The following is a 23,929-nucleotide window of genomic DNA, read 5'->3' on the forward strand; positions in this document are numbered from 1 at the left end:
CCCCCCTCGCCCAGCGGCGCCGCCCCCGGGGCCGCGGGCCCCCCGCCCCCGGGCCCCCGCGCTTCCCCGTAGCGCAGGGCCTGTGCCGCGCGGTCTCACCGCAGGGGCGCCGCCTCGACGCGGTGCGCGGCGAGGTGGGCGAGCACGGCCTGGTTGGCCTCCCAGCCGTCGGGGAACTTCACCGGCACGTTGAGCCGCACCGGTTCGGCGGACGGGTGGGCGTCCAGCAGCTCGGGGATCCCGGCACGCGCGACGACGACGCAGGCGTGCCGGTGGCGCGAGGTGAGCACGCACAGCCGCCCCGACTCCAGGTGGAAGGCCGTGGCGTCCCTGCGCCCCGACAGGGGGTGCAGGATGATCGTCACGTCGTACTCCCGGCCCTGCAACCGGTTGGCCGTGTCGACGGTCACCCCCTCCGGCACCCCGGCGGCCTGGATCGCGGCCACCTGGTCGCGGTGCGCCGCGCCGATCGCGACGCGGTCGGCGGTGACGGGGTGCTCGCCGCGCTCGGAGTGCGCGACCGGCGCCCGCTGGAGCAGCCGGGCCGCGAGCACGGCCACGGCTTGGACGGCCTCGGCGTCGGTGCGCACCGTGTGCCGGTTCGGCAGCTCGTACAGCGCCCACCCCGAAACCGCCGCCTCCTCCAGGGCGCGGTCGTAGGCCGTGCGCATGCCGCCCGCCGCGAACGACAGGCGCCGCTCGCCGGGCAGGGTGCCGGCCCGGAACCCGGTGTAGGGGTAGAACGCCTCCGACACCACCGGCGCGGCCGAGGCGGGCAGCCGCCAGGAGACCGGGAGCCGGTGGACCGGGAGGCCGGGGTTGTGGCGCAGCAGCACCGCCACCGCGCTCTGCAGCGGGTCCCACGACAGGCCCGCCCAGCGGTCGCCGTCCACGATCGAGAACGGGTCGAGCTGGCCGGGGTCCCCGACGAACAGGGCCCGGTCGAACAGCCCGGCGATGCGCAGCAGCTTGTCCGACCGCATCTGGTAGGCCTCGTCCACGATGGCCCACGGCCAGGTGCGGTCGCCGGCCCAGGCCCACTTGTCGGCGGTGGCGACCACCACGGCCGGGTCGCCCAGGTCGGGCAGCTTGGTGCCGATGCTCGCCTTGCCCATCACGCGGCGCGGCACCGAGTAGTCGGCGGCCGACAGCCGCCCGAGCGGCACGCCGGGGTGCTCGGCGGCCATCCGGACGATCAGGTCGTCCACCTGCTCGTTCGTCTGAGCGATGATCATCAGGGGTTCGCCGGTGGCGGCGAGGTGCCCGGCGGCCCGCACCACCAGGGTGGACTTGCCCGCGCCAGGCGGTGAGTCGACGACCACGCCGCGGTGGTCCGGCAGGTCGGCCAGGACCGCCTCCACGACCGCCGCCGCGTCGCGCGCGGTAGCGGGCTCCGTAACGGTCACGCCCACTCCTCCTCGTCCGGTTCCTCCACGGCGGGGACGTGCTCGGGCGGCGGCCCGCCGTGCGTCCACGGGGTGTCCTCAGGGGCGGGCAGGCTCGCCGGCGGCTGGTACTCGTCGGTCAGGGCGGCGTAGCACACCCGCTCGCCGACCTCGGGCACCGAGCCGGGGCTGGCGGTCCTGCCGCGCCCCATCCCCTTGACGATCTTCAGGGTGACGTGCCCGCCGGTGATCTCGACGACCTCGGCCTGCTGGCCGCGCCGTTCGGGCGTGCCGAGCCGGGTCCCGGCCGCCAGCCGCACGGGGTCGGAGGTACGCACGGTGAGCAGCGGGCGCAGCTTGCGTCCCCGGCCCTCGCCCTCGGCGTGGTCGGGGTCGGCGGCCAGCACCGTGCCGGTGAACGCCTCGCCGGTGAGCCGGTGGCCCGCCATGACCAGCGGGTCGTCGTAGGCCCGCTGCGCGTCGTAGGAGGCCTGCGCCCGTTCCATGCGGGCCAGCCGCGACGCCGCGCCGACCGCGCCGTCCCGTTTGGGCTGCGGCGGGCCGCCCTCGGCGAGCTGGGCCGCGAAGCCGGTGAACGACGCGCGGTCACCCTCCCACCGCGCCGCGACGCCCGGCCCGGCGGGCAGCGCGCCGAGCAGGCCGACCGCCCGCCACATCAGCCGCCACGTCGGTTCGAGCTGCGAGCGCACCGCCTCGCCGACCCGCGCCGCCGCGCGGTCGGACCGGGTCTCCGCGTACGCCCGGATGGCGGGCGCCAGGACCTCGCTGTCGAAACCCGGGTCGGTGGCCGGCCCGGCGGGCGGCCAGACCAGCGGGTCCTCCGCCTCCCTGGCCGCCTCCGCCCCCGTCATGCCCGGAGGCGGGTCGATCCACCCCATCAGGGACGCGAGGTTGGCGTCCTCCAGCGCGCTCTGGCCGGTGGCCCAGTGCAGCGACATCGCCTCGGTGGCCGCGAGCAGCGACGCCGACCCGGGGTACTGCGCCCGCTGGGCCAGGAAGGTGAGCCACCGGCCCAGCACCGGCACCGACGGGTGCACCGCGTACTCGCCCTCGGCCCGGCGGAACCGGGTCGAGCGGCCGAGCAACTGGACGAACGCGACGGCGCTCCGGTTGGGGACGATGACCTGCGGCGCGTCGACGCACCGCTCGAACGGCTCGGCGCCGCGCCGCTCGACCGTCTCGGTCGCCTTCTGCAGGCCCTCGATGTAGGGCAGCAGGATCTCGGCCAGCTCGGCGGCGAAGGCGAACCGCAGGTCGCGGTCGCGCGGCTGCGGCACCACCAGCAGCCGGGGACGGGCGGGGTCGGTGCCCGCCATCGCGGCCAGCGGCGCCGCGGCCTCGCCCGCCAGCCTCAGCGGGATCAAGACCATCGGGCGTTCCGACAGGTGGCAGTGGCGCACGGTCGCCAGCCGCTGCGCGGCGCCGGTGTGCACCGCCCGCAGGCGCGCGAGCGCGGCGAGCGTGCTCACGCCGCCCCCGCGGGCGACGGCGGGCCGAGACCCGCAGGCGACGGCCCGCCGGTCCCTGTGAGTGGCGGCCCGCCGGGGCCCGCGTCCGGCGGGGTCACGAGACCTCCGCGTACATGCGGTCGGCGAGGCGGAGCAGGCGGGCGATCTCCTCCTGCCCCTCGTCGGGGATGAGCGACCCGTCGGCCAGCCCGAGCGCCTCGGCGACCGTCGCCACCCCGCCGAGCGCGTCGCGCACCTGCCGGCCCAGCAGGTCGGTCGACCCCTCGGACGCGGCCTCGTCGCGGCAGAAGAAGCACAGGTCGCACGTCGACAGGCAGTCGGGCGCGTACCGGGCGCCGACCCCGCGCACCGCCTCGCGCAGGTCGGCCACCGGGCGGGTCGGCGCGCCGCCGGCGTCCGGCACCAGGTCGAAGGTCAGGCCGGGCTCCAGCGCGTCCACGATCGCGCCGACCCGGGTCATGCGGGCCAGCTGCCTCCTGAGCACGGCCAGCTCCCTGCGCACGTCGACCAGCGTCGCCGCCGGCCGGTTGGCGAAGTTCTCCGGGCACACCAGGACGACGTCGTGCGACACCCGCGCGGGGTCGTGGCCCAGTTCCTCCAGCGTGTCGCGCAACGCCAGCACGTACACGGCGGCCTGGCGGGCCGCCGCCGCGACCTTGTCCGGCTCGGCCTGCCCGTCGATGACGGAGAACGACTTGATCTCCACGATGTGGAACCGGCCGCCCAGCCGGAACGCCACCACGTCCGGTTCGAGGTAGGAGGTGTGGCCGGCGATGTCCAGCCGCAGCAGCGGGTGGTCGTACAGCGTCCCGGCGTCGTCGCCGTCGCGGGCCGCCCGGTCCAGTAGCCGGCGGGTGTGGGAGTGGCGGAGGTGCGCCGACGGGTTGCCGCCGACGTCCCCGAGGTCGGTGTAGGAGGCCAGCGGGATCGGCAGGCCGAGGATCTCGCGCAGCAGCCTCAGCAGCTCCGCGCACCCGCTCTCCTTCACCAGCGCCTCGAACACGTTCCCCCGGGTGATGGCGAACGGCGACTGGCCGAACGGGGCCGGGAACCCCAGGTGGGTGGCGGTGGCGTCCTTGTCGATCCCGGCCGCGTCCAGCACCGCGCGGCGGGCGCACCCGGGGTTGGCCGCCAGCGCGGCGATCGCCCGCGCGTCGTGGGGGCGCGGCGGCACCGGGCCGCGCAGTTCGTCGAGTCGGTCCACCTCACGCCTCTCTTCTGGCCAGGGTCAGCATCGCGCCGCCGAACAGCCGCTCGGGGTCGCGAAGCCGGTCGCGGGCGCGACCGGCGATCTCCGCGCGTGCCGTGGCGTCGGCGTCGGCGTGCACCGCCAGCTCGGCGCGGGCCGCCTTCACCACCACGGCCGGGTCGGGCACGGCGAACCCGGGCACCACGCCGGGACCCGCGCCCCTGACCGCGGCGCCCGCACCGGGCGTCCCGGTCCCGTACGGCGCGGCGCCGGGGATGTTCTGCGCCAGCCGGGCCAGCAGCCGCTGGGCGCCGGGCGGGGCCTGCTCGGCGGGCTCGTCCAGCCGCAGCAGGTGCTCGGCCACGCGGATGGCGGTGGTGAGGAAGTCGACGCGGGGGCTCAGCGGGCCGATGACCCGCTTCTCCAGCGGCCACGTGCTCACCGCGAGCAGTCCCCGCGACGCCGACAGGCGGTCGGTGAGCGCGGCGCACAGGTAGTACGGCCGGGCGAAGGGCGAGGTCCTGAACGAGCGTTCCTCGTCGCGGCGCAGGCTCGTGAGCTGCGGGCCCCTGAGCGAGCCCGCGCGCAGGGCGCCGTGCACCGCCACGATCATCTTCCCGGCGGCGGGCACGCCGAGCAGCGTGAGCGCCTGGTGGACCTGCTCGCGGACCGGGAGCAGCGACCCCGGCGGCTCGTCGGGGGCCGCCTCGTCGGGGGTGGGCTCGTGGGCGGCCAGCGCCTGGTCCCAGGCCCGCTCGGCCCCGCGCAGCTCGGCGCGCAACGACCTGGCGAGCGCGCCCTCGCGGGCCCGGACGGCCCGGCGGATCTCGCTCCGGAGCGTGTTGATCCGCTCCTCGAGATCGTCCAGCGATTCACTCACGCCCGGAGCGTACCAACAGTTCCCTTGAGTTCCAGGGATTTCCAGTGTTCACTCGGCGTGTCACCCGTCCCGCGCACCGGTCAGCTCAGGGGGCGGAAGTAGGTGCCGGGGCGGTCGCGGCCCATCACGCCGCCGACGCAGCGGTAGATCCGGACGCCCTCCTTGAACGCCTCGGGGGTCGGCGGCAGCACCGAGACCATCCACTTGGCCGGGGCGATCGCCTTGGCCGCGCCGTACCTCGACTGGATGAGCACCTGCATCGAGCACAGCTTCTTCACCAGAGGGTGCCCCTCCAGGTCCTGCAGGTCGTAGGTGATCGCGTCCACCGGCATCGGGGCCACGGCGAAGGTCTCCCACGAATGGGTCTCCTCGCAGCCGCGCCGCTTGACCGACACCGAGCCCGTGATCGCCACGATGCCCCCCCAGCACTCCGCCTCCCGCCCGCAGGCGGCGTTCGCGCCGGCGACGGCCGCCGCCGGGCAGTTCACGGTGGTGGTCGCGACCGTGCCGGGGGAGGAGGACGACGGGGCCGCCGACACCGGACCGGCCGTACCGGTCACCGTCCGGCCCGGACCTGAGGAGACCTGGCCGTCCCCGGGCGCGAGCCTCTCGTGCAGCATGATCGCCGTCCCGGCCGCCAGGAGCAGGGCGAACACGCCCGCCACCGCGACGTACCGCCCGGCATGCGCGTACTGCTTCGGCGAGGAGGGCGGGCGGGTCTCCCACGCGTCGCGGCCGCCCGGCCCGGCCGGCTCAGGGCCGGCACCGGGACCTCCCCGCCGGTCACGCCCGCCGTGGGTGGCCGCCCCGTCCCGGGAACCCGTCCCCGGCGCGGACTGGGACGGCGCCCCCGAATAGGACGTGGCCGGACGAGGCGGCCTGGACGGGGCCGATCCAGGTCGCGACGGGTCGTACGGGGACGGTCCTGAGGGTCCGGAGTGGGGGGCGCCGGGACGCGAGGGTCCCTGGCCGGGGGCCATGGGGTGCGGCGCGGGGGCCGGGCGGGCGCCGGAGAGGACGTGCGCGGGGACCGCCGACAGCGCGTCCCGCAGCGCGGCGGCCGAGGGGACCCGCTCGCGCGGGTCGGTGGCCAGCCCGGCGCGCAGGACGGCGGTCAGCTCCGGCGGCACCCCGGGGATCTCCGGCACCGGCCGCCGGTGCAACGCCATGATGACCGCGATGTTGACCACGCCGGACTCGGGGAAGCGCGGCGGACGGCCGTTGAGCAGCGCGTACAGCGTCGCCGCCAGCGAGTACACGTCGCCCGCCGGGCTCGGCTCGGCCAGCTCGAACGCCTCGGGCGGCCCGAACGCCGGCGTGAGCGAGTCGCGGGTGACCGACATGTCGCTGTCGGCCTGCGCGGTCATGGCCAGCCCGAAGTCCGACAGGGCCACCATCCCGTATCCGTTGACCAGGATGTTGGCGGGTTTGACGTCGCGGTGCAGCACGCCCGCCGCGTGGGCCGCCGCCAGCGCGTCGGCGACGCGCACGCCGATGTCGCGCACCTCGCGCGGGCTGAACGGGCCCTCCTCGCGCAGCCGGTCGGCCAGCGAGCCGCCAGGGCACAGCTCCAGCACCATGTACGGCCGGCCGTCGGCGAGCACCCCGGCGTCGTAGACGTCGGCCACGTGCGGGTGGCCGGACAGGGCGCCGGCCGAGGTGACCTCCCGCATGAACCGCCGCCGGTCGCGCTCGCTGACCAGAACGCGGTTGTCGACCTTGAGGGCGACCTCACGGCGCACGGCGAGCTGCCGGGCGCGGTACACCACGCCGAACCCGCCCTGCCCGAGGATGCCGAGCACCTCGTAGCCCGGCACATCGGGCGCCCCAGGCTCGCTCACCGGCCACCTCCATCACGATCCGCGAGCGGCACCCTATCGGAAACGGTCCCTCCGATATTTCCGCCAAGGCCACAGTTTCACGATGATCCATCGCTTATAACGCCAAATGGTGATGCTTGTGATGACACGATCACCTGACAGCGGTACGTGACGGAGAAGTGCCCCTATGCTGTCCAGCATGGCGACCGAGGCGGAGAAAGCGGGGCGTGACCCCGACCGCCGCCGGGCCCTGCTCGACGCCGCCGACCGCGTCATCCGGCGCGAGGGCCCGCAGGCGTCGATGGTGTCCATCGCCGCCGAGGCCGGCATCTCCAAGCCCATCCTCTACCGCCACTTCGGCGACAAGAGCGGCCTCTACCAGGCCCTCGCCGACCGGCACATCCGCACGGTGATCAAGCAGCTCCGGCCCGAGTTCGCCAAGGCCCGCGCCGACCTGCGCGGCCGCGCCCGGGCCACCATCGGCACCTACCTCGACATGATCTCCGGCAACCTCAACCTCTACCGCTTCCTGTTCCACCGCGCCGGCGCCGAGGACAGCAGGACGCACTCCCACATGGCCGGCATCGTCCGCAGCCTGGGGGAGGAGCTCGGCGCGGTCATCGCCGCCGACGGCGCCGTGGCCGACCCGGTGCGCGCCCAGATCCTCGGCCACGCGTTCGTCGGCATGGTGCAGACGACCGGCGACTGGTGGCTGGAGCACCACGAGGTCGACCGCCGCCAGGTGGTCGACGGGCTCGCCGACGTGATCGTCGCCGCCATGACGGCCCCCCCGCCCCTCAGCCGCGACCGGCCGGGCGGCCCGGCCGACGTGTAGGACGATCCCGCCCCCGGCGCGGCGGCGGGGCGGAGCGGCCTCCGGTTCGTGGTCGCCTGGGTGATCTGTCCCGCTACCATCACCTTCGGTGGAATCGATCACGCCGTCCGGGGACGAGCACGCGCGGTCCGGCCGTTCGTCACGTGAGGTCCCCGTGGAACGAAGGAGCGCCCGCATGTCCGAACTCCCCCTGTCCTTCGCCTGCTGGGACTACGACCGCGTCAAGGCGCTGCGGGAGGGCAGGGTCCGGCCCGAGGGCATCGACCTGAACTGCCTGGCGCTGCCCGTCGAGGAGACCTTCTACCGGCAGTTGCGCCACCAGGAGTTCGACGTCAGCGAGATGAGCCTGTCGTCCTACGTGCTCACCCTGAACGAGCCCGACCCGCCGTTCGTCGCGCTGCCGGTGTTCCCCTCCCGGGCCTTCCGCCACCAGTCGATCTACGTCAACGCCAGGAGCGGCATCGAGAAGCCGCAGGACCTGGTGGGCAAGCGGGTCGGCACCCCCGAGTACCAGATGACGGCCGGGGTCTGGCAGCGCGGGATCCTCGCCGAGGAGCACGGCGTGCCGGTCGACTCCGTGACCTACTGGACGGGCGGCATGGAGCAGAGCGGGCGCACCGAGAAGATCGCCCTGGACCTCCCCGGCACCATCCAGGTCACGCCGATCCCGCCCGGCAGCACCCTTTCCGGCATGCTGGCCGCGGGCGAGCTGGACGCCGTCTACAGCGCCGGGCAGCCGTCCTGCTTCGGCCGCGAACCGCACATCAGGCACTTGTTCGAGGACTTCAAGCAGGTCGAGCAGGACTACTACCGCCGCACCTCGATCTTCCCCATCATGCACACGGTCGTGATCAAGAAGGCGGTCCACGAGCGGCACCCGTGGGTCGCGCGGTCGCTGACCAAGGCCTTCGACGCGTCCCTGCGGCTGGCCTACGAGGACCTGACGCACCGCAACGCCCTGAAGGTCATGCTGCCGTGGCTGCACGACCACGTCCGCGAGACCCTGGACGTGCTCGGCGCGGGGTACTGGGACCACGGGCTCGAGCGCAACCGCCACGTGCTGGAGAGGTTCGCCGGCTACTCCCACGAGCAGGGCCTGGCGAACCGCCGCTGGACCCCCGAGGAGCTGTTCCTCCCCAGCGCCTCCGACAGCTTCCGCCTCTGACCCGCCCGCACCCGCACCCGCGCACCGCCCGCCACGTCCACCGCCCACCGCCCGGCGGGCGCGAGGTCACGCGTCGAGCAGGCCCAGCAGGCCGAGCAGGTCCCACTCGTTCTCGCACACCCGGCGGCCGATCGCGGCCAGCTCCACCGACCGCGTGCCGCCGCCGAGGTGGCGCTCGGACTGCATCACGCAGATGACGCCCCACTTCAGCACGCCGAACGTCTCCCACCAGCGCAGTGCCGCGCGTCCCACCGGGTGCCCGCCGGCCTCCTCGTAGGCCCGCAGCAGCCGGTCGTAGTCCCCGAACCCGCCCACCGGCAGGGACGAGCCGAAACGCCACGCCTTCACGCACAGCCAGCCGAGGTCCTCGGCCGGGTCCCCGAGATGGGCCAGTTCCCAGTCGAGGACGGCCCTGACGCCGTCCGGGCCGACGACCAGGTTCCCATTGCGGAAGTCACCGTGCACGACGGCCACGTCCCCCGGGGCGGGCCGGGTCGCGGCCAGGCGCCGCAGCGCCAGCTCGAACACCGGGTGCGGCCGCCCGGTCGCGTCCAGCAGCTCCCGCCACTCCTCCAGCGGATCCCGCACCCCACCCGGGCCGCCCGCCCCCGGCCCCGGGCCGTCCGGTGACAGCGGGTCGTGCGGCATGCGGTGCACGGCGGCCAGGATCCGCCCGCACTGGTCGGTCAGCAGCGGGCCCAGGCCGGGAAAGCGGCGCAGGATCCGCCTCGGGATGGTCTCGCCCTCGATCCGGTCCATCAGGATGTACGCCCGCCCCTGCCCGGTGGTCCCCTCGGCGACCACCTCAGGGACGGGCACGCCGGTGGACCGCGCGGCCCGCATCAGGGCCGCCTCGCGGGGCAGCCCGGCACCGGCGCCGGGCGCGGCGCCGGGGGAGTCCAGGCGCAGGACCAGCTCGCGCCGGGCGCCGCCGGGGGTGACGGCGTCCAGCGACCACGTCTCCCGCGAGGCGCCGCCGGGCAGCCGGACCCGCGCCTCGACGGCCGTCCCCGGCCCGAAGACCTCCGCCACCAGCTCCTCGGCGTCCCCCATGTCAGCGCAGGCCGAACTCCCAGTTGCCGCCCGAGGCGTACTCGCCGAGGATCCGGCGGCCGACCGAGTCGATGTGCACCTCGTCGGGGCCGTCGTAGATGCGGCCCGCGCGGGCGTGCCGGTACATCCGGTCGAGCGGGGTGTCGGGCGTGAGCCCCATCGCGCCGTGGACCTGGATGGCCCGGTCGATCACGTTGTGCAGCATGCGGGCGGCCACCACCTTCACCGCCCCGATCTCCACCCTGGCCTGCTCGCCCCGGTCGATGGCCTGCGCGGCGTTCAGCGTGAGCAGCCGGGCCGACTGGATCTCGGTGTAGGAGTCGAACACGTGCTGGCGCATGAGCTGCTTCTTGGCCAGCGGCTGGCCGAACGCGCTGCGCTCGTGCAGCCGGGCGCACATCAGGTCGAAGGCGCGTTGCGCCTGGCCGAGCCAGCGCATGCAGTGGAAGATGCGCCCGGGGCCGAGGCGCTGCTGGGCGATCACGAAGCCCTGCCCGCGCGGCCCGAGCAGGTTGCCCGAGGGCACGCGCACGTCCTCGTACCGCACCTCGCAGTGCCCGCTCTGGATCCCGAGCACGGGGGTGTCGCGCACGATCTCGTACCCGGGGGTGTCGGTGGGCACCAGGATCATGGAGAACGCCAGGTGGGGCGGGGCGTCGGTCTCGGTGCGGCACATCACCGTCGTGTAGGCGGCCCGGTTCGCCCCGGTGGTGAACCACTTGTGGCCGTTGACGACCCATTCGTCGCCGTCCAGCACGGCGGTGGTCCGCAACTGGGTGGGGTCGCTGCTGGACACCTCCGGCTCGGTCATCGCGAAGCTCGGCCAGATCTCCGCCTGGACCAGCGGCGCGAGGAACCGCTCGCGCTGCTCGTCGCTCGCGTACTGGTTCAGCATCAGCGAGTCCTGGAGGGTGAAGGTGCCGAGCGCGAGCTGGCCGAGCTCGCTGCGGCCCTGCACCTCGTTGACGTAGACGTAGTCGAGGAACGGAAGGCCGCCGCCGCCCAGGTCCTTCGGATGGCCGAGCGCCCACAGGCCCTCCATCTTGGCCTGGCGCTGCAGGTCGCGCAGCGTGGTGGCGGCCTGCTCGCCGCCGCGGTGCACGATCTCCTCGGCGGGTTCGACCCGCTCGGTCATGAACGCGTGCACCGCGTCGCGGATCGGCCGCACGCTGTCGGGAACGGCGAAGCTCATGCGACGATCTCATCGGAGAATCGTTGCCGGGTCAACGGACAGGAGCCCGCATGACCGAGCCACCGCCCGCCGGCCGGCAGGACGCGACCCCCGGCCGTCCTGCCGAGGTGCCGCCCGCGTGCCCTCCGCATGACGTGCCCTCCGCCGCCGACCTGGTGGCGGCGGTGCGGGAGTTCCTGTCCGGCGAGGTGCTCCCGGCCCTGGAAGGGCGCACGGCCTTCCACACCCGGGTCGCGGTGAACGTGCTCGGCATGGTGGAACGCGAGATCCGCCTCGGCCCGGCCCAGGCCGAGGCGCACGCCGCCCGCCTGGCCGCCCTCGGCGTGACCGGCGACGCCGCCCTGGCCGCCGCCATCCGCGAGGGCCGCCTGGACGGGGACCCCGCGACGGCCGCCGCGCTGGTGGCGGCCGTGCGGGACAAGCTCCTGGTCGCGAACCCCGGCTACCTCGGCGAGGCTCAGTGAGAGCCGGAGAGTTCGATCTCGTGGACGCGGGGGTCGCCCTCGTCGGCCTCGTAGTCGGCGGGGCGGGTGGCGTCGGTGCCGTCGGTGAGCTTGCCGGCCCGGGCGATGAGCGTGCCGGCGACCGCGACCACGAGGTTGACGGCCAGCGCCAGGAAACCGGCGTAGATCGTCATCTTGGTGTCCAGGCCCAGCTTGGCCAGTGAGAAGGCCGAGCCGCCGAAGTGGGCGTGGTTGGTCGCCGGGTTGGCGACGTTGTAGAGCATCAGCACCCCCGCCGCCATGCCGGCGGTCCATCCGGCGATCAGGCCGGCCCGGTGGAACCAACGGGTGTACAGGCCGAGGGCCACCGCCGGCAGGGTCTGCAGGATGATCACGCCGCCGATGAGCTGGAGGTCGATGGAGAACTGCGGGTCGATCAGCAGGATGACCAGCACCGCGCCGATCTTCACGACCAGCGAGGCGATCTTGCTGACCGCGGCCTCCTGGGCGTCGGTGGCGTCCCGCTTGATGTACTCCTTGTAGATGTTGCGGGTGAACAGGTTGGCCGCCGCGATGGACATGATCGCGGCCGGTACCAGGGCGCCGATGCCGATGGCGGCATAGGTGACCCCGGCGAACCAGTCGGGGAACATCTTGTCGAACAGCTGGGGGACCACCGTGTTGACGTCGGCCTTGCCGCCGGCGGTGATGGGCGTGATCTTGGCGGCGATGGCCATGTAGCCGAGCAGCGCGATCAGGCCGAGCAGCAGGCTGTACGCCGGCAGCGCCGACATGTTCCGCTTGATCACGCCGCGGCTGCGCGACGCGAGGACGCCGGTGACGCTGTGCGGGTACAGGAACAGCGCCATGGCCGAGCCGAGGGCCAGGGTGATGTACTGGAGCTGGTTGTTGGCGTTGAGCAGGATGCCGTCCGGCGCGGGGGTGGCGTCGAACTTGGCCTTGGCCGCGTCGAAGATCGAGCCCCAGCCGCCCAGCCGGGTCGGGATGTAGATGATCGCCACGATGATCACGACGTAGATCAGCGCGTCCTTGACGAAGGCGATCAGGGCGGGCGCGCGCAGGCCCGACTGGTAGGTGTAGGCGGCCAGGATCGCGAAGGCGATGATCAGCGGCAGGTCGCCGGTGACGCCCATCGTCTTCAGCACCGCCTCGATGCCGACGAGCTGCAGCGCGATGTACGGCATGGTGGCCACCAGGCCGGTGATCGCGATCAGCAGCGCCAGCGTGGGGGAGCCGAAGCGGGCGCGCACGAAGTCGGCGGGCGTCACCATGCCGTGCACGTGGGCCACCGACCAGAGCCGGATCAGTACCAGGAACACCAGCGGGTAGACCACGACCGTGTACGGCAGGGCGAAGAAGCCCGTCGCCCCGGCGCCGAACAGCAGCGCGGGGACCGCCACGAAGGTGTAGGCGGTGTACAGGTCGCCGCCGACCAGGAACCAGGTGACCCAGGAGCCGAACTTGCGTCCGCCGAGCCCCCATTCGTCCAGGCTCGCCAGGTCGTCGGGGCGGCGCCAGCGGGCCGCGACGAAGCCCATGCCGCTGACGATCAGGAACAGGATCGCGAAGACGACGATCTCGGTGACGTGGCCGCTCATCGCCCGCTCCTCTTCTTGCCCATCTGGTACACCACGGTGGTGGCCGTGACGCCGAGGATGATGAACGCGAGCTGGAGCCAGTAGAAGAGCGGGAACCCGAACAGGCGGGGTTCGTCCGAGTTGTACAGGGCGGTGATCAAGGGAATCACGATCGGGACGATCAGCAGCCAGTTCCACGGGCTGCGGTCGCGGCGAGCGGGGCGCTGATCGCTGGGTGGCGTGGTCAACACACTCTCCTAGGGAGAAGAGAGGCGCAACTAGCCTGGTGAGGCCAGTCCTTCGGTTCTGCGAAGCGTATTTCGCGGCGGGGACGGTCTCCTCACCAATCGCCGAACGCGCGCGTTGGCGCGCCGAACGGCCACCGCTCAGGGACGCCGGTACGCCCCGGGATCGCCCTCGACGTCGCCGGCGATGTCGGCGCCTGGCCCTGCGGGTGCGGCGCGCGGATCACAGGGTGCGGTCGGCGGCGGTCCTCGGCTCGTGGCGCACGGGGGAGGTGTCGGCGAGGTCGCGCGTCCAGGCGGCGAACTCCAGCAGGATGCCGTCGGGGTCCTTGAAGTAGATGGACCGCACGAACACGCCATCGTGCATCTCGGGGGCCACGCCGAACTCGCTGTCGTCGTGGTTGAGGATCACCCCGACGTCGACGCCCTTGGCGATGAGCTTGTGCTGGTACTCCTCGATGCGCTCGGGCGGGACGTCGATGGCGATGTGGTTCATCGACCCCACCGCCGACAGCAGCTCCCCCCGGTCGGGCAGCGACTTGGGCGCCGAGACCCCCGGCACCGCCTCGGGCGCGTCGGGGAACCAGAAGAACGCCAGCGCGTTCCCGCCGCCGCAGTCGAAGAAGAAGTGCTGGCCCCAGCCCAGGGGCAGCTCGATCGTCTTGATCAGCGGCATCCCGAGGACCTCGGAGTAGAACTCGACCGTCCGCCTCATGTCCGAGCAGACGAGCGCCAGGTGGTTGACCCCCCGCAGCTCGAACTCGGTGTTCACCGGTTCCATGGCCCCTCCTCGCGACGGCCCGCCTTCGCACCTGCCTATCACAACGCGGGGCGGAGGTCAGCCCGCCGCGTGGGGGAGGATCACCGCCGAGGGGCGGCCGGGGTCGTGGAAGATCTCCTGGTCGGCCGGGACGATCGTGCGCGCGGTGCCGAGCGGCTCGCCGCCGCCGAGGTTGCGGGCCACCCGGGGGTAGGCGCCGCTGGCCACGTGGACCCGCACGCGGTGGCCGCGCCGGAAGCGGTGGGCGATCGGCCACATCTCGACCTCGACGCGGCGCACGCCGTCGTCGTCGGAGGGCGGCGCCCCGGGGGTCAGGCGGCGGACGCCCTCGCACACGTTCAGCGAGGTGCCGTCGGGGTGCACGTCGCACACCCGGACCACCAGGTCGGTGTGCTGGGTGCTGGACCGCAGGTGGACGTCGGCCGAGACCGGCCCGATCAGGTCCAGGTCCTCGGCGAGCACCTCCCCGGTGTAGACGAGCACGTCCGAGCGGGCCTCCAGCCGCCGGTTGTCGCGGGGCTCGGAGCTGCCGAGCAGCGTCGGCCCGCCCAGGAAGGGGGTCGGCCGCGCCGGGTGGTAGCGGTACCGGTCGGGGAAGGACGGCCCGGGACCCTCGGTGCCCAGGCCGAACCCCGACTGCAGGTGCCAGCGCCGCGCGGTGGTGCCGGGCACGGGCCAGTCGTCGTAGTCGCGCCACTCCCCGGCGCCGGTGACGTACAGGCGGACGGGGCTGGCGCGCACGCCCGAGGGGTCGCCGAGCAGGTGGGCGCGGAACCAGGCCAGCGCGTCGAGGTTGGCCAGGCGCCCGTGCCGCACGTCGGCGTGGTGCCAGGGCCCGATCGTGAGGTGCGGGCGCCGCCCGGCCGCGCGCATGGCGGCGTAGTCCTTGAGCTGCCAGGGCAGGAACACGTCGTGCCAGCCGCCGGTCATGGTGACCGCCGCGTCGACCTCGCCGACGGTGGCCGAGAAGTCGCGTTTCTTCCAGAACGGCACGGCCGGGTCGGCGTGGTGGGTGACGACCTCCTGGTAGAACGGCAGCGAGCGCCCGGCCGCCACCAGGTCCAGCTCGCCGACCGGCCGGCCCGACAGCACGGCCCGCTGGGTCCGGCGCGGGGCGAACAGCACCGCGGCGCCGCTGAGCGGCCCGGTCATCAGCGAGGTCAGCGTGCTCCAGCTGAGCGTGGACTCCAGGGCGAACGACCCGCCGACGTAGGCCGCGTCGCGGAACTGGGAGGCGGTCACCTGCGTGGCCATGGCCTTCAGGTCGGGGCCTGCGAACGGGGCGATGGCCCACTGGGCGTATCCGAGGTAGCTCGGCCCGTGCATGGCGAAGGTCCCGCCGTACCACGGCTGGGCGCGCATCCACTCGACCGTCGCCAGGCCGTCGTCCTGCTCGTCGAGGGGGGCCAGCTCGCCGCCCGACCCGAACCCGCCCCGGCAGCTCTGCAGGATCACCTGGAAGCCCTGCCGGGCGAAGGCCCTGCCGTAGGCCAGCCCGAACAGGCCGCGCCGGCCGTACGGTGAGCGGATGAGGATGGTCGGGGGCCGGCTCACGCCGATCGGGATGTAGCGGTCCGCCGCGAGCAGGACGCCGTCGGTCATGGGGATCCGCATGTCCCTGTGGACGACCACCCTGTACTGAACCCCAGCCATGAGCGCTCCTCGCTGTAAGCGGAGTCATGCCCCGGTCGATGTAAGCAGCGCGTTACTCACTGGTAACATGCTAATGCTACCGTCCGCCGGGCGCTGTGACCAATGTCACCCTCCCGCCGTCCGGCCCCCGGAGGCCTCCCGTGCCGAACGAGTGGCGGGGGGACCGGCTGTGCCGCTACCATCGGGAGTATGCGAACGAATTCACCTGCTCAGTGGTGGCGCTGCTTCTAGGCGGCGCGTGTTTCGCATTCATTTCGGACGGCCGCCCCGGGAGGCGGCCTTTTTCGTGCCCGCCCGGGGTCAAACGAAGATCAAGAAGGGCGAGGCAAGGGTGGACATAAGCGGATATACCACCGCTGGCGGCATCGACGTGGAGGTGTCGACCGCCGACGTTCCGGAATCGGTGCTCGAGGAGGTCGTCTCCTCGCTCGGCGAGCGGCGCGGCGGCGTGCTCTCCTCCGGCATGGAGTACCCCGGCCGCTACAGCCGATGGCACCTCGCCTACATCGACCCCGTGCTGGAGATCGTCGCCCGGGGCCGCAGGATCTCCGCGCGCGCGCTGAACGACCGGGGCCGCGTCGTGCTCCCCGCCGTCGCCTCCTGCCTGCTGGCCGCGGGCAAGCCCACCACCGAGCCCACCGGCGACCACGTCGAGGTGCGCGTCGAGGAGTCCGCGGAGATCCTCCCCGAGGAGATGCGCAGCCGCCGTCCCACGGTCTTCACCGCCATCCGCGAGGTGATCGCCGCCTTCGCCGGCCAGGACGGGCACCTCGGGCTGTACGGGGCGTTCGGCTACGACCTGGCGTTCCAGTTCGAGCCCATCCGCCAGGAGCTCGAACGGGCCGCCGACCAGCGCGACCTGGTCCTGCACCTGCCCGACCGCGTCATGGTGATCGACCGCAAGCGCGAGACCAGCAGGGAGTACCTGTACGAGTTCACCGTCGACGGCGTCTCCACCCGGGGCCTGCCCCGCGCCGGCGAGTCGGTCCCGCTCACCCCCGCCCCCGCCGAGATCCCCGGCAACCCGGTCCGGGGGGACTACGCCACCATCGTCGAGGCCGCCAAGCGGAAATTCCGGCGCGGCGACCTGTTCGAGGTGGTCCCCGGCCAGGTCTTCCACGCCCCCTGCCCCGACCCCTCGGGCTTCTACCGGGGCCTGCGCCACAGCAACCCCGCGCCCTACGAGTTCCTGTTCAACCTCGGCGAGGGCGAGCACCTCGTCGGCGCCTCCCCGGAGATGTACGTCCGCGTCCTGGGAGACCGGGTCGAGACCTGCCCGATCTCCGGCACCATCGCCAGGGGCACCAACCCCGTCGAGGACGCCGAGGCCATCCGCACCCTGCTCACCTCGGTCAAGGAGGAGTCGGAGCTGACGATGTGCACCGACGTCGACCGCAACGACAAGTCGCGGGTCTGCGTCCCGGGCACCGTCCAGGTCATCGGCCGCCGCCAGATCGAGATGTACTCCCGCCTCATCCACACCGTCGACCACATCGAGGGCCGCCTGCGCCCCGAGTTCGACGCCCTGGACGCCTTCCTCACCCACATGTGGGCCGTCACCGTCACCGGCGCGCCCAAGACCTGGGCCATGCAGTTCATCGAGGACCATGAGTCCACCGCCCGCCGCTGGTACGGCGGGGCCGTCGGCTACCTCGGGTTCGACGGGTCGATGAACACCGGCCTCACGCTGCGCACCGCCCAGATCCGGGGCGGCGTCGCCACCGTACGGGCCGGCGCGACGCTGCTGTTCGACTCCGACCCCGGCGCCGAGGAGCGCGAGACCGAGCTCAAGGCCAGCGCCCTGCTCGGGGCCCTGGCGGCCGTCGGGGCCCCCGAGACCCCGGCCGGGGCGGCGGCGCCCGCGGCCGAACGGCCAGGGGAGGGCATGAAGGTCCTGCTCGTCGACCACGAGGACTCCTTCGTCAACACCCTGGCCGACTACTTCCGCCAGCACGGCGCCGACGTCGTCACGCTGCGGCACGGCTTCCCGGCCGCGATGCTCGACCAGATCGCCCCCGACATGGTCGTGCTCTCACCGGGCCCCGGCTGGCCGTCCGACTTCGGCTGCTCGGCCCTGGTGGACGCCCTGTACGCCCGGGAACTGCCCGTGTTCGGCGTCTGCCTCGGCCTGCAGGCGATGGTCGAGCACGCCGGCGGCACCCTGTCGCTGCTGGACCACCCCGAGCACGGCAAGCGGGGACAGGTCGGCCGCGTCGGCGACAGCGCGCTGCTGGAGGGGCTGCCCGAGCGGTTCACCGCCGCCCGCTACCACTCCCTGCACGCCAAGCGGCCCGGCGTCGAGGGCTTCACGGTGACCGCGCTGACCCCCGACGGCGCGGTCATGGCCATCGAGGACACCGCCAACCGCCGGTTCGGCGTCCAGTTCCACCCCGAGTCCATCCTCACCGCCGAGGGCGGCGCCGGGGCCAGGATCGTCGGCAACGTGTTGCGGCTGTGCCGTGGTTGAGTAAAGGCGGCGGGGAAGCCGCCGCCGGGGCCGTGACCCGCCCTTAGAGTCCACAGGCCGGGCACCGGGGCCGCGTGCACTGACGACAAGGCGGGGTGGGACCGATGGACCAGGACGGCGCGCTCCCGGTCCAGGTCCCCTCCGCGGTGCGCGCGGCGCTGCTCGCCCCGCTCGTCGACCATCACTGCCGGGGCGTCCGCCGCGACGAGCTCGACCGCGCCCGCTTCGAGACCCTGATCACCGCGGCGGGCACCCCGGCGCCGCCGGGGACGACGCACTTCGACACCCCGCTGGGCACCGCCATCCGGCGCTGGTGCGCCCCGGTGCTCGGACTCGACCCGCACGCGCCCCCGGCGGTCTACCTGGCGCGCCGGGCCGAGCTCGGCCCGGCCGAGGCCAACGGGCGGCTGCTGCGCGCGGCCGGGGTCGTCGCCTTCCTGGTCGACGGCGGACCCGACGGCGGACGAGACGGCGAGCTGCTCACCGCCGCCGAGATGGGGCGGCTCGGCGGCGCCGCCGCCGACGAGGTCGTCCGGCTGGAGCCCATCGAGGAGGACCTCGCCAAGGAGGGGCCGACCGCGGTGGGCTACCCGCGCGCCCTCGCCGAGCGGCTCGCCGACCGCGCCTCCCGTGCCGTGGCCCTGAAGTCGGTCGCCGCCTGCCGCCACGGCCTGGACCTGGACCCGGCCCGCCCCGGCCGGGGCACGGTGATCGCGGCGGCCGGGCGGCGGCTCGCCCGGCCGGGGGAGCCGCTCACCGACCCCGTCCTGCTGCGCCACCTGCTGTGGACGGCGGTCGACGTCGCCCGCGAGCGCGGCCTGCCCCTGCAGGTCCACACCGGGTACGCCGACCCGCACGCCGACCTGACCCGGTCCGACCCCGCGCTGCTGACCGGCTTCCTGCGCGCGCTGCGCCCGACCGGCGTCCCGGCGATCCTGCTGCACTGCCACCCCTTCCACCGCCAGGCGGCCTACCTGGCCGGCGTGCTGCCGCACGTGTACGTCGACGTGGGCCTCGGGCCGGCCCGCGCGGCGACCGGCTCGGCCGCGATCCTCGGCGAGCTGCTGGAACTGGCCCCGTACCACAAGCTGATGTTCAGCTCCGGCTGCCACGGCGCCGCCGAGACGAGCCACCTGGGCGCGCTGTGCTTCCGGCGCGGCCTGGCCCGCGTGCTCGCCGCCCGGCTCGGCGAGGGGGAGTGGAGCACCGCCGACGCGGCCCGCGTCGCCCACATGCTCGGCTCGGGCAACGCCCGCCGCGTCTACCGCCTCTGACGCACGCCCTCGCCGGCCCCTCCCTAGGCACGCCGGTCGAATATGCGGATAATCCCGGGTGATGCCTGCGATCGAGATCCGCAACCTGTCCAAGTCCTTCGGCGCCGTCCGCGCCGTGGACGACGTGTCGTTCACCGTGGAGGCGGGCACCGTCACGGGCTACCTCGGCCCGAACGGGGCCGGGAAGACCACCACCCTGCGCTCCCTGCTCGGCCTGGTCGCCCCCGACTCCGGCGAGGCCCTGGTCAACGGCCGCAGGTACGCCGACCTGGCCCGGCCGGTGTGCGAGGTCGGCGCGGTGCTGGAGGCGACGAACTTCCATCCCGGCCGCACCGCCCGCGACCACCTCAGGGTGCTGTGCGCCGCCGCCGGGCTGCCCGAGGCCCGCGCCGAGCAGACCCTCGGCCAGGTCGGCCTCGCCGACGTGGCGCGCAAACGGGTCGCCGGGTTCTCCCTCGGGATGCGCCAGCGCCTGGCCCTGGCGACCGCCCTGCTCGGCGAGCCCCGGATCCTCATCCTGGACGAGCCCGCGAACGGCCTGGACCCCGGCGGGATCCAGTGGCTGCGCGGGTTCCTGCGGTTCCTCGCCGACGACCAGGGCTGCGCCGTGCTGGTCTCCAGCCACGTCCTGGCCGAGGTCGAGCAGACGGTGGACGACGTCGTCATCATCGCCGGGGGCCGCATGGTGCGGGAGGGCACGCTGGCCGAGCTGACCTCGGCCGGCGACCGCGGCGTGCGGGTCGCCGGCGCCGGGGTCGAGCGGCTGCGGGCCCGCCTCGAAGCGGCCGGCGCCACCGTGGAGTCGCCGCAGGACGGTGTCCTGCTGGTGCACGGCGCCCCGCCCGAGACGGTCGGCCAGGCGGCGCTGGACGAGCGGGTCGTGCTGTCGGAGCTGGTCAGGGAGCGGTCCGACCTCGAGGCGGTCTTCATGGAACTCACCGCCGCCCCCGGCGGGCCGCCCCCGCCCCCGGTCGCCGGCGCCGTGACCGGCGCCCCCGGGAGCGCGTCATGACGCGGCTGGTCAGGGCGGAGCTGCTGAAGGTCTTCACCACGCGCATGGTCTGGGGCATGCTCGCGCTCTCCCTGGGCTTCACCGCCATCGGGCTGGTCGCGCTGAGCGTCCTGTCCGGCGCCCAGGGCGTCCCGGCCGTCACCGGCCCCGAGGGGGTGCGCAACCTGTTCAGCCAGGCGGGCACCGGCCTGGTGTTCGCGTTCGTCATCGGCACCCTGCTGATGACGGGGGAGTACCGCTTCCAGACGATCACCTACACCTTCCTGGTGACCCCGCGCAGGGAACGGGTCGTGGCCGCCAAGCTCGCCGCCTGCGCCGTCGTCGGCCTGCTGTTCGGCCTGGCGGGGATCGCGCTCGCCTTCGCCGTCGCGATACCGGCGCTGCTCATCAGGGGGGCGAGCCTGTCCCTGATCGGCGGCGACGTCGCCCGCGTGTGCGCCGGGGTCGTCGGGGCGATGGCGCTGTACGCCATCCTCGGCCTCGCCGTCGGATCCCTGCTGCGCAACCAGGTCGCGGCCATCGTCGTCGGCGTCGGCTGGGTCTATGTCCTGGAGAGCATCCTCGTGGCGCTGCTGCCGAGCGTCGGCAAGTGGCTGCCGGGCGGGGCCGCCCAGGCGGTGTACGGGGTCTCGTCGCCGTTCGGCAGCGGCTACCTGCCGGCCTGGGGCGGCGCGGCGCTGCTCGTCGGGTACGCGGCGGTCTTCGCGGCCGTCGCGTCCCTGACCACCATCCGCCGCGACATCACCTGAACATCCGAGCCGTCCGCGCCGCCGGCGGGCACCTCCCCTACGATGTGGACGGCCGACGACGAGGGGACCCGGGCGTGAGATTTCTGAACGACGTGACGGTGGAGCTGGTCAGGCACAACGCCTCCGACTCCGACGTGGTGTGGGCGGCCCGGGTGTCCACCGCGGGCGAGCAGTCCCTGGAGGCGGTCGACCAGGATCCCGCGCGCTCCAAGGGCCTGATCAACTACCTGATGCGCGACCGCCACGGCAGCCCTTTCGAGCACAACTCCATGACCTTCTTCATCGGCGCCCCCATCCTGGTGTTCCGGGAATTCCACCGGCACAGGGTGGGATGGTCATATAACGAGGAAAGCGGGAGATATCGGGAGCTTCAGCCGGTTTTTTATGTTCCCGGGCGGGAGCGGAAACTGGTGCAGGAAGGAAAGCCGGGGCGTTACGAGTTCGTCGAGGGAGACGCCGAGCAGTACAAGGTGGTGACCGAGGCGATGGAGAATTCCTATCGGCGGTCTTATGCGGCATATCAGGACATGTTGGAGGCCGGGGTCGCGCGCGAGGTGGCGCGGGCGGTGCTGCCCGTCGGGCTGTTCTCCTCCATGTACGCCACGTGCAACGCCCGCTCGCTGATGCACTTCCTGTCGCTGCGCACCAAGGACGAGCGGGCCGTCGTGCCGTCGTTCCCCCAGCGCGAGATCGAGATGGTGGCCGAGAAGATGGAGGCGCTCTGGTCGGGGCTGATGCCGCTCACCCACGCCGCCTTCAACGCCTCGGGCCGCGTGGCCCCGTAGCCGTCCGGCCCTACAGGGCGGGCAGGACGTAGACCTCCGCGCCCGGGGGCAGGGCGCAGGCCAGGCCGCCGAGGCGGCGGGCGTTCTCCCCGCACACGAACATGCTGATGTGGCGGCGGATCCCGCCGTGCTCGTCGCACAGCCGTTTCTCGAGCATCGGGTGGGTGCGGCGCAGGGTGTGGAGGGCGCCGCCCAGCGTGGGGCGGCCCTCGTCGGAGTCCGCCACGGCGAAGACGCGGACCTCGGTCGCCCCGCTGCCCCAGTGTCCGAGGGTGCTGGGCAGGACGAACGTCACGAGCGTGACCGGCTTGGCCATGGGAGTCAGCGCGCGGCCGGAGCGGCGGAGCGGACCGGCGCGGCATGGGGAGGGAGTCGCCTGGTGCCGGCGGCGGGCAGGGTGCCCTGCATGATCGCCTTCCTTTCCGGGTGCCGGGCCCGCACCGCCTGTCCCCCGGCTCGGCGTGGGCGCCCGGTCAGCGTGTTCGGCCGCTGCGCGCGGATCGGCATCATCGTGTCACGTCGCCGGGACGACCGCCGGACTCCACGCGATTTGGCTGAGCGGTTCGCCCGGATAGTCCTTGAATTTCTGGTTGAACGTGGTAGATCGACCGGGACTCTCCCTGTGCGGGGTCGCAGTGGATGCGCGCGGGCGGCACCCCGTCGCCCTCCAGGCGCCGCACGGTCTCGGCGACCATGGCCGGCGGGCCGCAGACGTACACCTCGTGGTCGGCCCAGGAGTGGAAGCGCTGCACGACCTCCGGCAGCGGGCCGCGCATCCCGTCGTAGCCCGGGTCGTCGGACACCACCGGCAGGACCCGCAACCAGGGGAACCCGGCCTCCATGCGGGACAGGTCGGCCAGGTCGTACAGCTCGGCGGCGGTGCGCGCGCCGACCAGGAGGTGGATGTTCGGCCGCCGGCCGGAGGCGATCACGTGCTCGACGATGGCCTTCAGCGGCGCCAGGCCGGTGCCGCCGGCGACGCAGATGATGTCGCGCATGCACTCCGCGGGCGGGGCCATGGTGCCGACCGGCGGCCCGAGCAGCAGGGTGTCGCCGATCCGCGTGTGCTTGACCAGGGCGGTGCTGACCCACCCGCCGCTGATGGCCCGCACGTGCAGGCGGATGGTGTTGTCGGGCCGGGGGGCGTTGGCGATGGAGAAGGTGCGCCAGACGCGCGGCCAGCGGGCGACCTGCAGGTTGAGGTACTGCCCTGGGACGAAGTCCATCGGCGTGCCCGGCCGCAGGGTGACGACGGCGATGCCGGGGGCGCGCAGCTCGTGGTCGATCACCTCGGCCGGCCACCACGCGGGCGAGACCCCGGCGTCGGCCTCGGCCGACTCGATCATGATGTTCGCCGCGGCGGTGTAGGCCGCGACCCAGGCGGCCTCGATCTCGTCGGTCCACGTGTCGCCGGCGAAGCGCTTGATCGTGGCCAGCAGCGCGTTGCCCACGGCGGTGTAGTGCTCGGCCAGCACGCCGTACTTGCGGTGGTCCCTGCCGAGCTGGGCGAGATAGGAGCCGAGGCTGTCAGGGCTGTCCAGGCTCCACACGACGCGGGTCAGCGCGCTGAACAGCCGGTCGCGCTGGACGTCCATGGCGGGCGGGAACATGCCGCGAAGGTGCGGGCTCGCCGCGAAAAGCCTGCCGTAGAAGTACGCGACGGCCTTGCCCATGACCGGCTCGATGGCCGAGAAACTCTCCTTGACAAGACGCGGATTCAACGACATATGTCGACGCCACCCTAATTGATCGGATTCAACATCCGATCTTGTTGGTCCACCTCCCTGACGGTCCGGGTCGTGAGCGTCCGGTGGCCCCGGCTCGACCGATCGCTCGAATTGGAGTCTTCCATTCCCTCATGAGCCTCACAACCGTTTCACCACAAGGTGACGTGAAAGCGAACTCTTTGTAAT

21 protein-coding genes are annotated in these 23,929 nt (G+C 73.5%); 8 read left to right on the top strand and 13 right to left on the bottom strand.

What is annotated here, in order from left to right; translation table 11 throughout:
• Nucleotides 1-95: 95 nt before the first annotated feature.
• From NYZ98_RS00125 to NYZ98_RS00145, 5 genes are all read right to left on the bottom strand, one after another.
• Nucleotides 96-1,406 (bottom strand): AAA family ATPase, encoded by a 1,311-nt coding sequence (locus NYZ98_RS00125; protein WP_262840267.1) that lies wholly within the window; start codon nt 1,404-1,406, stop codon nt 96-98.
• Entirely contained in the window at nt 1,403-2,875 is a 1,473-nt protein-coding gene (locus tag NYZ98_RS00130; RefSeq protein ID WP_262840268.1) for a serine/threonine-protein kinase, read from the bottom strand. The genes NYZ98_RS00125 and NYZ98_RS00130 overlap by 4 nt, the downstream gene beginning before the upstream one ends.
• A gap of 94 nt (nt 2,876-2,969) precedes the next feature.
• Nucleotides 2,970-4,079, bottom strand: coding sequence for a hypothetical protein (locus NYZ98_RS00135; protein WP_262840269.1), 1,110 nt, complete (start codon nt 4,077-4,079; stop codon nt 2,970-2,972).
• 1 nt (nt 4,080) lies between these two features.
• Nucleotides 4,081-4,944 (bottom strand): hypothetical protein, encoded by an 864-nt coding sequence (locus NYZ98_RS00140; RefSeq protein WP_262840271.1) that lies wholly within the window; start codon nt 4,942-4,944, stop codon nt 4,081-4,083.
• A gap of 80 nt (nt 4,945-5,024) precedes the next feature.
• On the bottom strand, nt 5,025-6,785 hold the full coding sequence (locus NYZ98_RS00145) for a serine/threonine-protein kinase (protein ID WP_262840272.1): 1,761 nt from the start codon (nt 6,783-6,785) through the stop codon (nt 5,025-5,027).
• A gap of 178 nt (nt 6,786-6,963) precedes the next feature.
• Between NYZ98_RS00145 and NYZ98_RS00150 the strand changes: the two genes are divergently transcribed.
• On the top strand, nt 6,964-7,599 hold the full coding sequence (locus NYZ98_RS00150) for a TetR/AcrR family transcriptional regulator (RefSeq protein WP_262840273.1): 636 nt from the start codon (nt 6,964-6,966) through the stop codon (nt 7,597-7,599).
• A gap of 175 nt (nt 7,600-7,774) precedes the next feature.
• Nucleotides 7,775-8,764, top strand: coding sequence for a substrate-binding domain-containing protein (locus tag NYZ98_RS00155; protein ID WP_262840274.1), 990 nt, complete (start codon nt 7,775-7,777; stop codon nt 8,762-8,764).
• A 66-nt stretch (nt 8,765-8,830) separates the two neighbouring features.
• Here NYZ98_RS00155 and NYZ98_RS00160 read toward each other — a convergent pair whose 3' ends face one another.
• Both NYZ98_RS00160 and NYZ98_RS00165 read right to left on the bottom strand, forming a co-directional pair.
• The gene (locus NYZ98_RS00160) at nt 8,831-9,817 is read right to left on the bottom strand and encodes a phosphotransferase family protein (protein ID WP_262840275.1); all 987 of its coding nucleotides are present in this window, start codon (nt 9,815-9,817) and stop codon (nt 8,831-8,833) included.
• A gap of 1 nt (nt 9,818) precedes the next feature.
• Nucleotides 9,819-11,009 (bottom strand): acyl-CoA dehydrogenase family protein, encoded by a 1,191-nt coding sequence (locus NYZ98_RS00165; protein ID WP_262840276.1) that lies wholly within the window; start codon nt 11,007-11,009, stop codon nt 9,819-9,821.
• 50 nt (nt 11,010-11,059) lie between these two features.
• Here NYZ98_RS00165 and NYZ98_RS00170 point away from each other — a divergent pair, with 50 nt between their 5' ends.
• Entirely contained in the window at nt 11,060-11,473 is a 414-nt protein-coding gene (locus tag NYZ98_RS00170) for a DUF6285 domain-containing protein (protein WP_262840277.1), read from the top strand.
• On the opposite strand, the gene mctP is transcribed toward NYZ98_RS00170, so the two are convergent.
• The 4 genes from mctP to NYZ98_RS00190 all read right to left on the bottom strand — a co-directional run bounded on the left by mctP (nt 11,467) and on the right by NYZ98_RS00190 (nt 15,729).
• Nucleotides 11,467-13,071, bottom strand: coding sequence for a monocarboxylate uptake permease MctP (mctP, locus tag NYZ98_RS00175; protein ID WP_262840278.1), 1,605 nt, complete (start codon nt 13,069-13,071; stop codon nt 11,467-11,469). The two genes, NYZ98_RS00170 and mctP, sit on opposite strands and share 7 nt — an antisense overlap.
• Nucleotides 13,068-13,301, bottom strand: coding sequence for a DUF3311 domain-containing protein (locus NYZ98_RS00180; RefSeq protein WP_262840279.1), 234 nt, complete (start codon nt 13,299-13,301; stop codon nt 13,068-13,070). Before NYZ98_RS00180 ends, mctP begins: the two co-directional genes overlap by 4 nt.
• 217 nt (nt 13,302-13,518) lie before the next feature.
• The gene (locus NYZ98_RS00185) at nt 13,519-14,076 is read right to left on the bottom strand and encodes a VOC family protein (RefSeq protein WP_262840280.1); all 558 of its coding nucleotides are present in this window, start codon (nt 14,074-14,076) and stop codon (nt 13,519-13,521) included.
• Nucleotides 14,077-14,133: 57 nt separating this feature from the next.
• A complete protein-coding gene (locus NYZ98_RS00190; RefSeq protein ID WP_262840282.1) occupies nt 14,134-15,729 on the bottom strand; it encodes a CocE/NonD family hydrolase in 1,596 nt (531 codons plus the stop codon).
• A gap of 331 nt (nt 15,730-16,060) precedes the next feature.
• Here NYZ98_RS00190 and NYZ98_RS00195 point away from each other — a divergent pair, with 331 nt between their 5' ends.
• The 5 genes from NYZ98_RS00195 to thyX all read left to right on the top strand — a co-directional run bounded on the left by NYZ98_RS00195 (nt 16,061) and on the right by thyX (nt 22,016).
• Nucleotides 16,061-18,196 carry an anthranilate synthase component I gene (locus tag NYZ98_RS00195; protein ID WP_262840284.1) on the top strand — a complete coding sequence of 712 codons (2,136 nt, stop codon included), beginning with the start codon at nt 16,061-16,063 and terminating at the stop codon, nt 18,194-18,196.
• 104 nt (nt 18,197-18,300) lie between these two features.
• Nucleotides 18,301-19,470 (top strand): amidohydrolase, encoded by a 1,170-nt coding sequence (locus NYZ98_RS00200; protein WP_262840285.1) that lies wholly within the window; start codon nt 18,301-18,303, stop codon nt 19,468-19,470.
• Between the two features lie 61 nt (nt 19,471-19,531).
• Nucleotides 19,532-20,482 carry an ABC transporter ATP-binding protein gene (locus tag NYZ98_RS00205; protein WP_262840286.1) on the top strand — a complete coding sequence of 317 codons (951 nt, stop codon included), beginning with the start codon at nt 19,532-19,534 and terminating at the stop codon, nt 20,480-20,482.
• The gene (locus tag NYZ98_RS00210) at nt 20,479-21,231 is read left to right on the top strand and encodes an ABC transporter permease (protein WP_262840287.1); all 753 of its coding nucleotides are present in this window, start codon (nt 20,479-20,481) and stop codon (nt 21,229-21,231) included. Before NYZ98_RS00205 ends, NYZ98_RS00210 begins: the two co-directional genes overlap by 4 nt.
• Nucleotides 21,232-21,305: 74 nt before the next feature.
• A complete protein-coding gene (thyX, locus tag NYZ98_RS00215; protein WP_262840288.1) occupies nt 21,306-22,016 on the top strand; it encodes an FAD-dependent thymidylate synthase in 711 nt (236 codons plus the stop codon).
• A gap of 10 nt (nt 22,017-22,026) precedes the next feature.
• On the opposite strand, the gene NYZ98_RS00220 is transcribed toward thyX, so the two are convergent.
• Together NYZ98_RS00220 and NYZ98_RS00225 are read right to left on the bottom strand one after the other, a co-directional pair.
• Nucleotides 22,027-22,332: a ubiquitin family protein gene (locus tag NYZ98_RS00220; protein WP_262840290.1), complete on the bottom strand. Its 306-nt coding sequence runs from the start codon at nt 22,330-22,332 to the stop codon at nt 22,027-22,029.
• Between the two features lie 190 nt (nt 22,333-22,522).
• On the bottom strand, nt 22,523-23,743 hold the full coding sequence (locus NYZ98_RS00225) for a globin domain-containing protein (RefSeq protein WP_262840291.1): 1,221 nt from the start codon (nt 23,741-23,743) through the stop codon (nt 22,523-22,525).
• Nucleotides 23,744-23,929: the final 186 nt, after the last annotated feature.

It is taken from the genome of Sphaerisporangium corydalis, from assembly GCF_025506355.1.
GTDB lineage: Bacteria > Actinomycetota > Actinomycetes > Streptosporangiales > Streptosporangiaceae > Sphaerisporangium > Sphaerisporangium corydalis.

Bases quoted from the DNA above. Each gene is read 5' to 3' on its own strand.
- NYZ98_RS00150 (WP_262840273.1), top strand. From the start codon at position 6,964: ATGGCGACCGAGGCGGAGAAAGCGGGGCGTGACCCCGACCGCCGCCGG.
- NYZ98_RS00155 (WP_262840274.1), top strand. From the start codon at position 7,775: ATGTCCGAACTCCCCCTGTCCTTCGCCTGCTGGGACTACGACCGCGTC.
- NYZ98_RS00160 (WP_262840275.1), bottom strand. From the start codon at position 9,817: ATGGGGGACGCCGAGGAGCTGGTGGCGGAGGTCTTCGGGCCGGGGACG.
- NYZ98_RS00165 (WP_262840276.1), bottom strand. From the start codon at position 11,009: ATGAGCTTCGCCGTTCCCGACAGCGTGCGGCCGATCCGCGACGCGGTG.
- NYZ98_RS00170 (WP_262840277.1), top strand. From the start codon at position 11,060: ATGACCGAGCCACCGCCCGCCGGCCGGCAGGACGCGACCCCCGGCCGT.
- mctP (WP_262840278.1), bottom strand. From the start codon at position 13,071: ATGAGCGGCCACGTCACCGAGATCGTCGTCTTCGCGATCCTGTTCCTG.
- NYZ98_RS00185 (WP_262840280.1), bottom strand. From the start codon at position 14,076: ATGGAACCGGTGAACACCGAGTTCGAGCTGCGGGGGGTCAACCACCTG.
- NYZ98_RS00190 (WP_262840282.1), bottom strand. From the start codon at position 15,729: ATGGCTGGGGTTCAGTACAGGGTGGTCGTCCACAGGGACATGCGGATC.
- NYZ98_RS00200 (WP_262840285.1), top strand. From the start codon at position 18,301: ATGGACCAGGACGGCGCGCTCCCGGTCCAGGTCCCCTCCGCGGTGCGC.
- NYZ98_RS00205 (WP_262840286.1), top strand. From the start codon at position 19,532: ATGCCTGCGATCGAGATCCGCAACCTGTCCAAGTCCTTCGGCGCCGTC.
- NYZ98_RS00210 (WP_262840287.1), top strand. From the start codon at position 20,479: ATGACGCGGCTGGTCAGGGCGGAGCTGCTGAAGGTCTTCACCACGCGC.
- NYZ98_RS00220 (WP_262840290.1), bottom strand. From the start codon at position 22,332: ATGGCCAAGCCGGTCACGCTCGTGACGTTCGTCCTGCCCAGCACCCTC.
- NYZ98_RS00225 (WP_262840291.1), bottom strand. From the start codon at position 23,743: ATGTCGTTGAATCCGCGTCTTGTCAAGGAGAGTTTCTCGGCCATCGAG.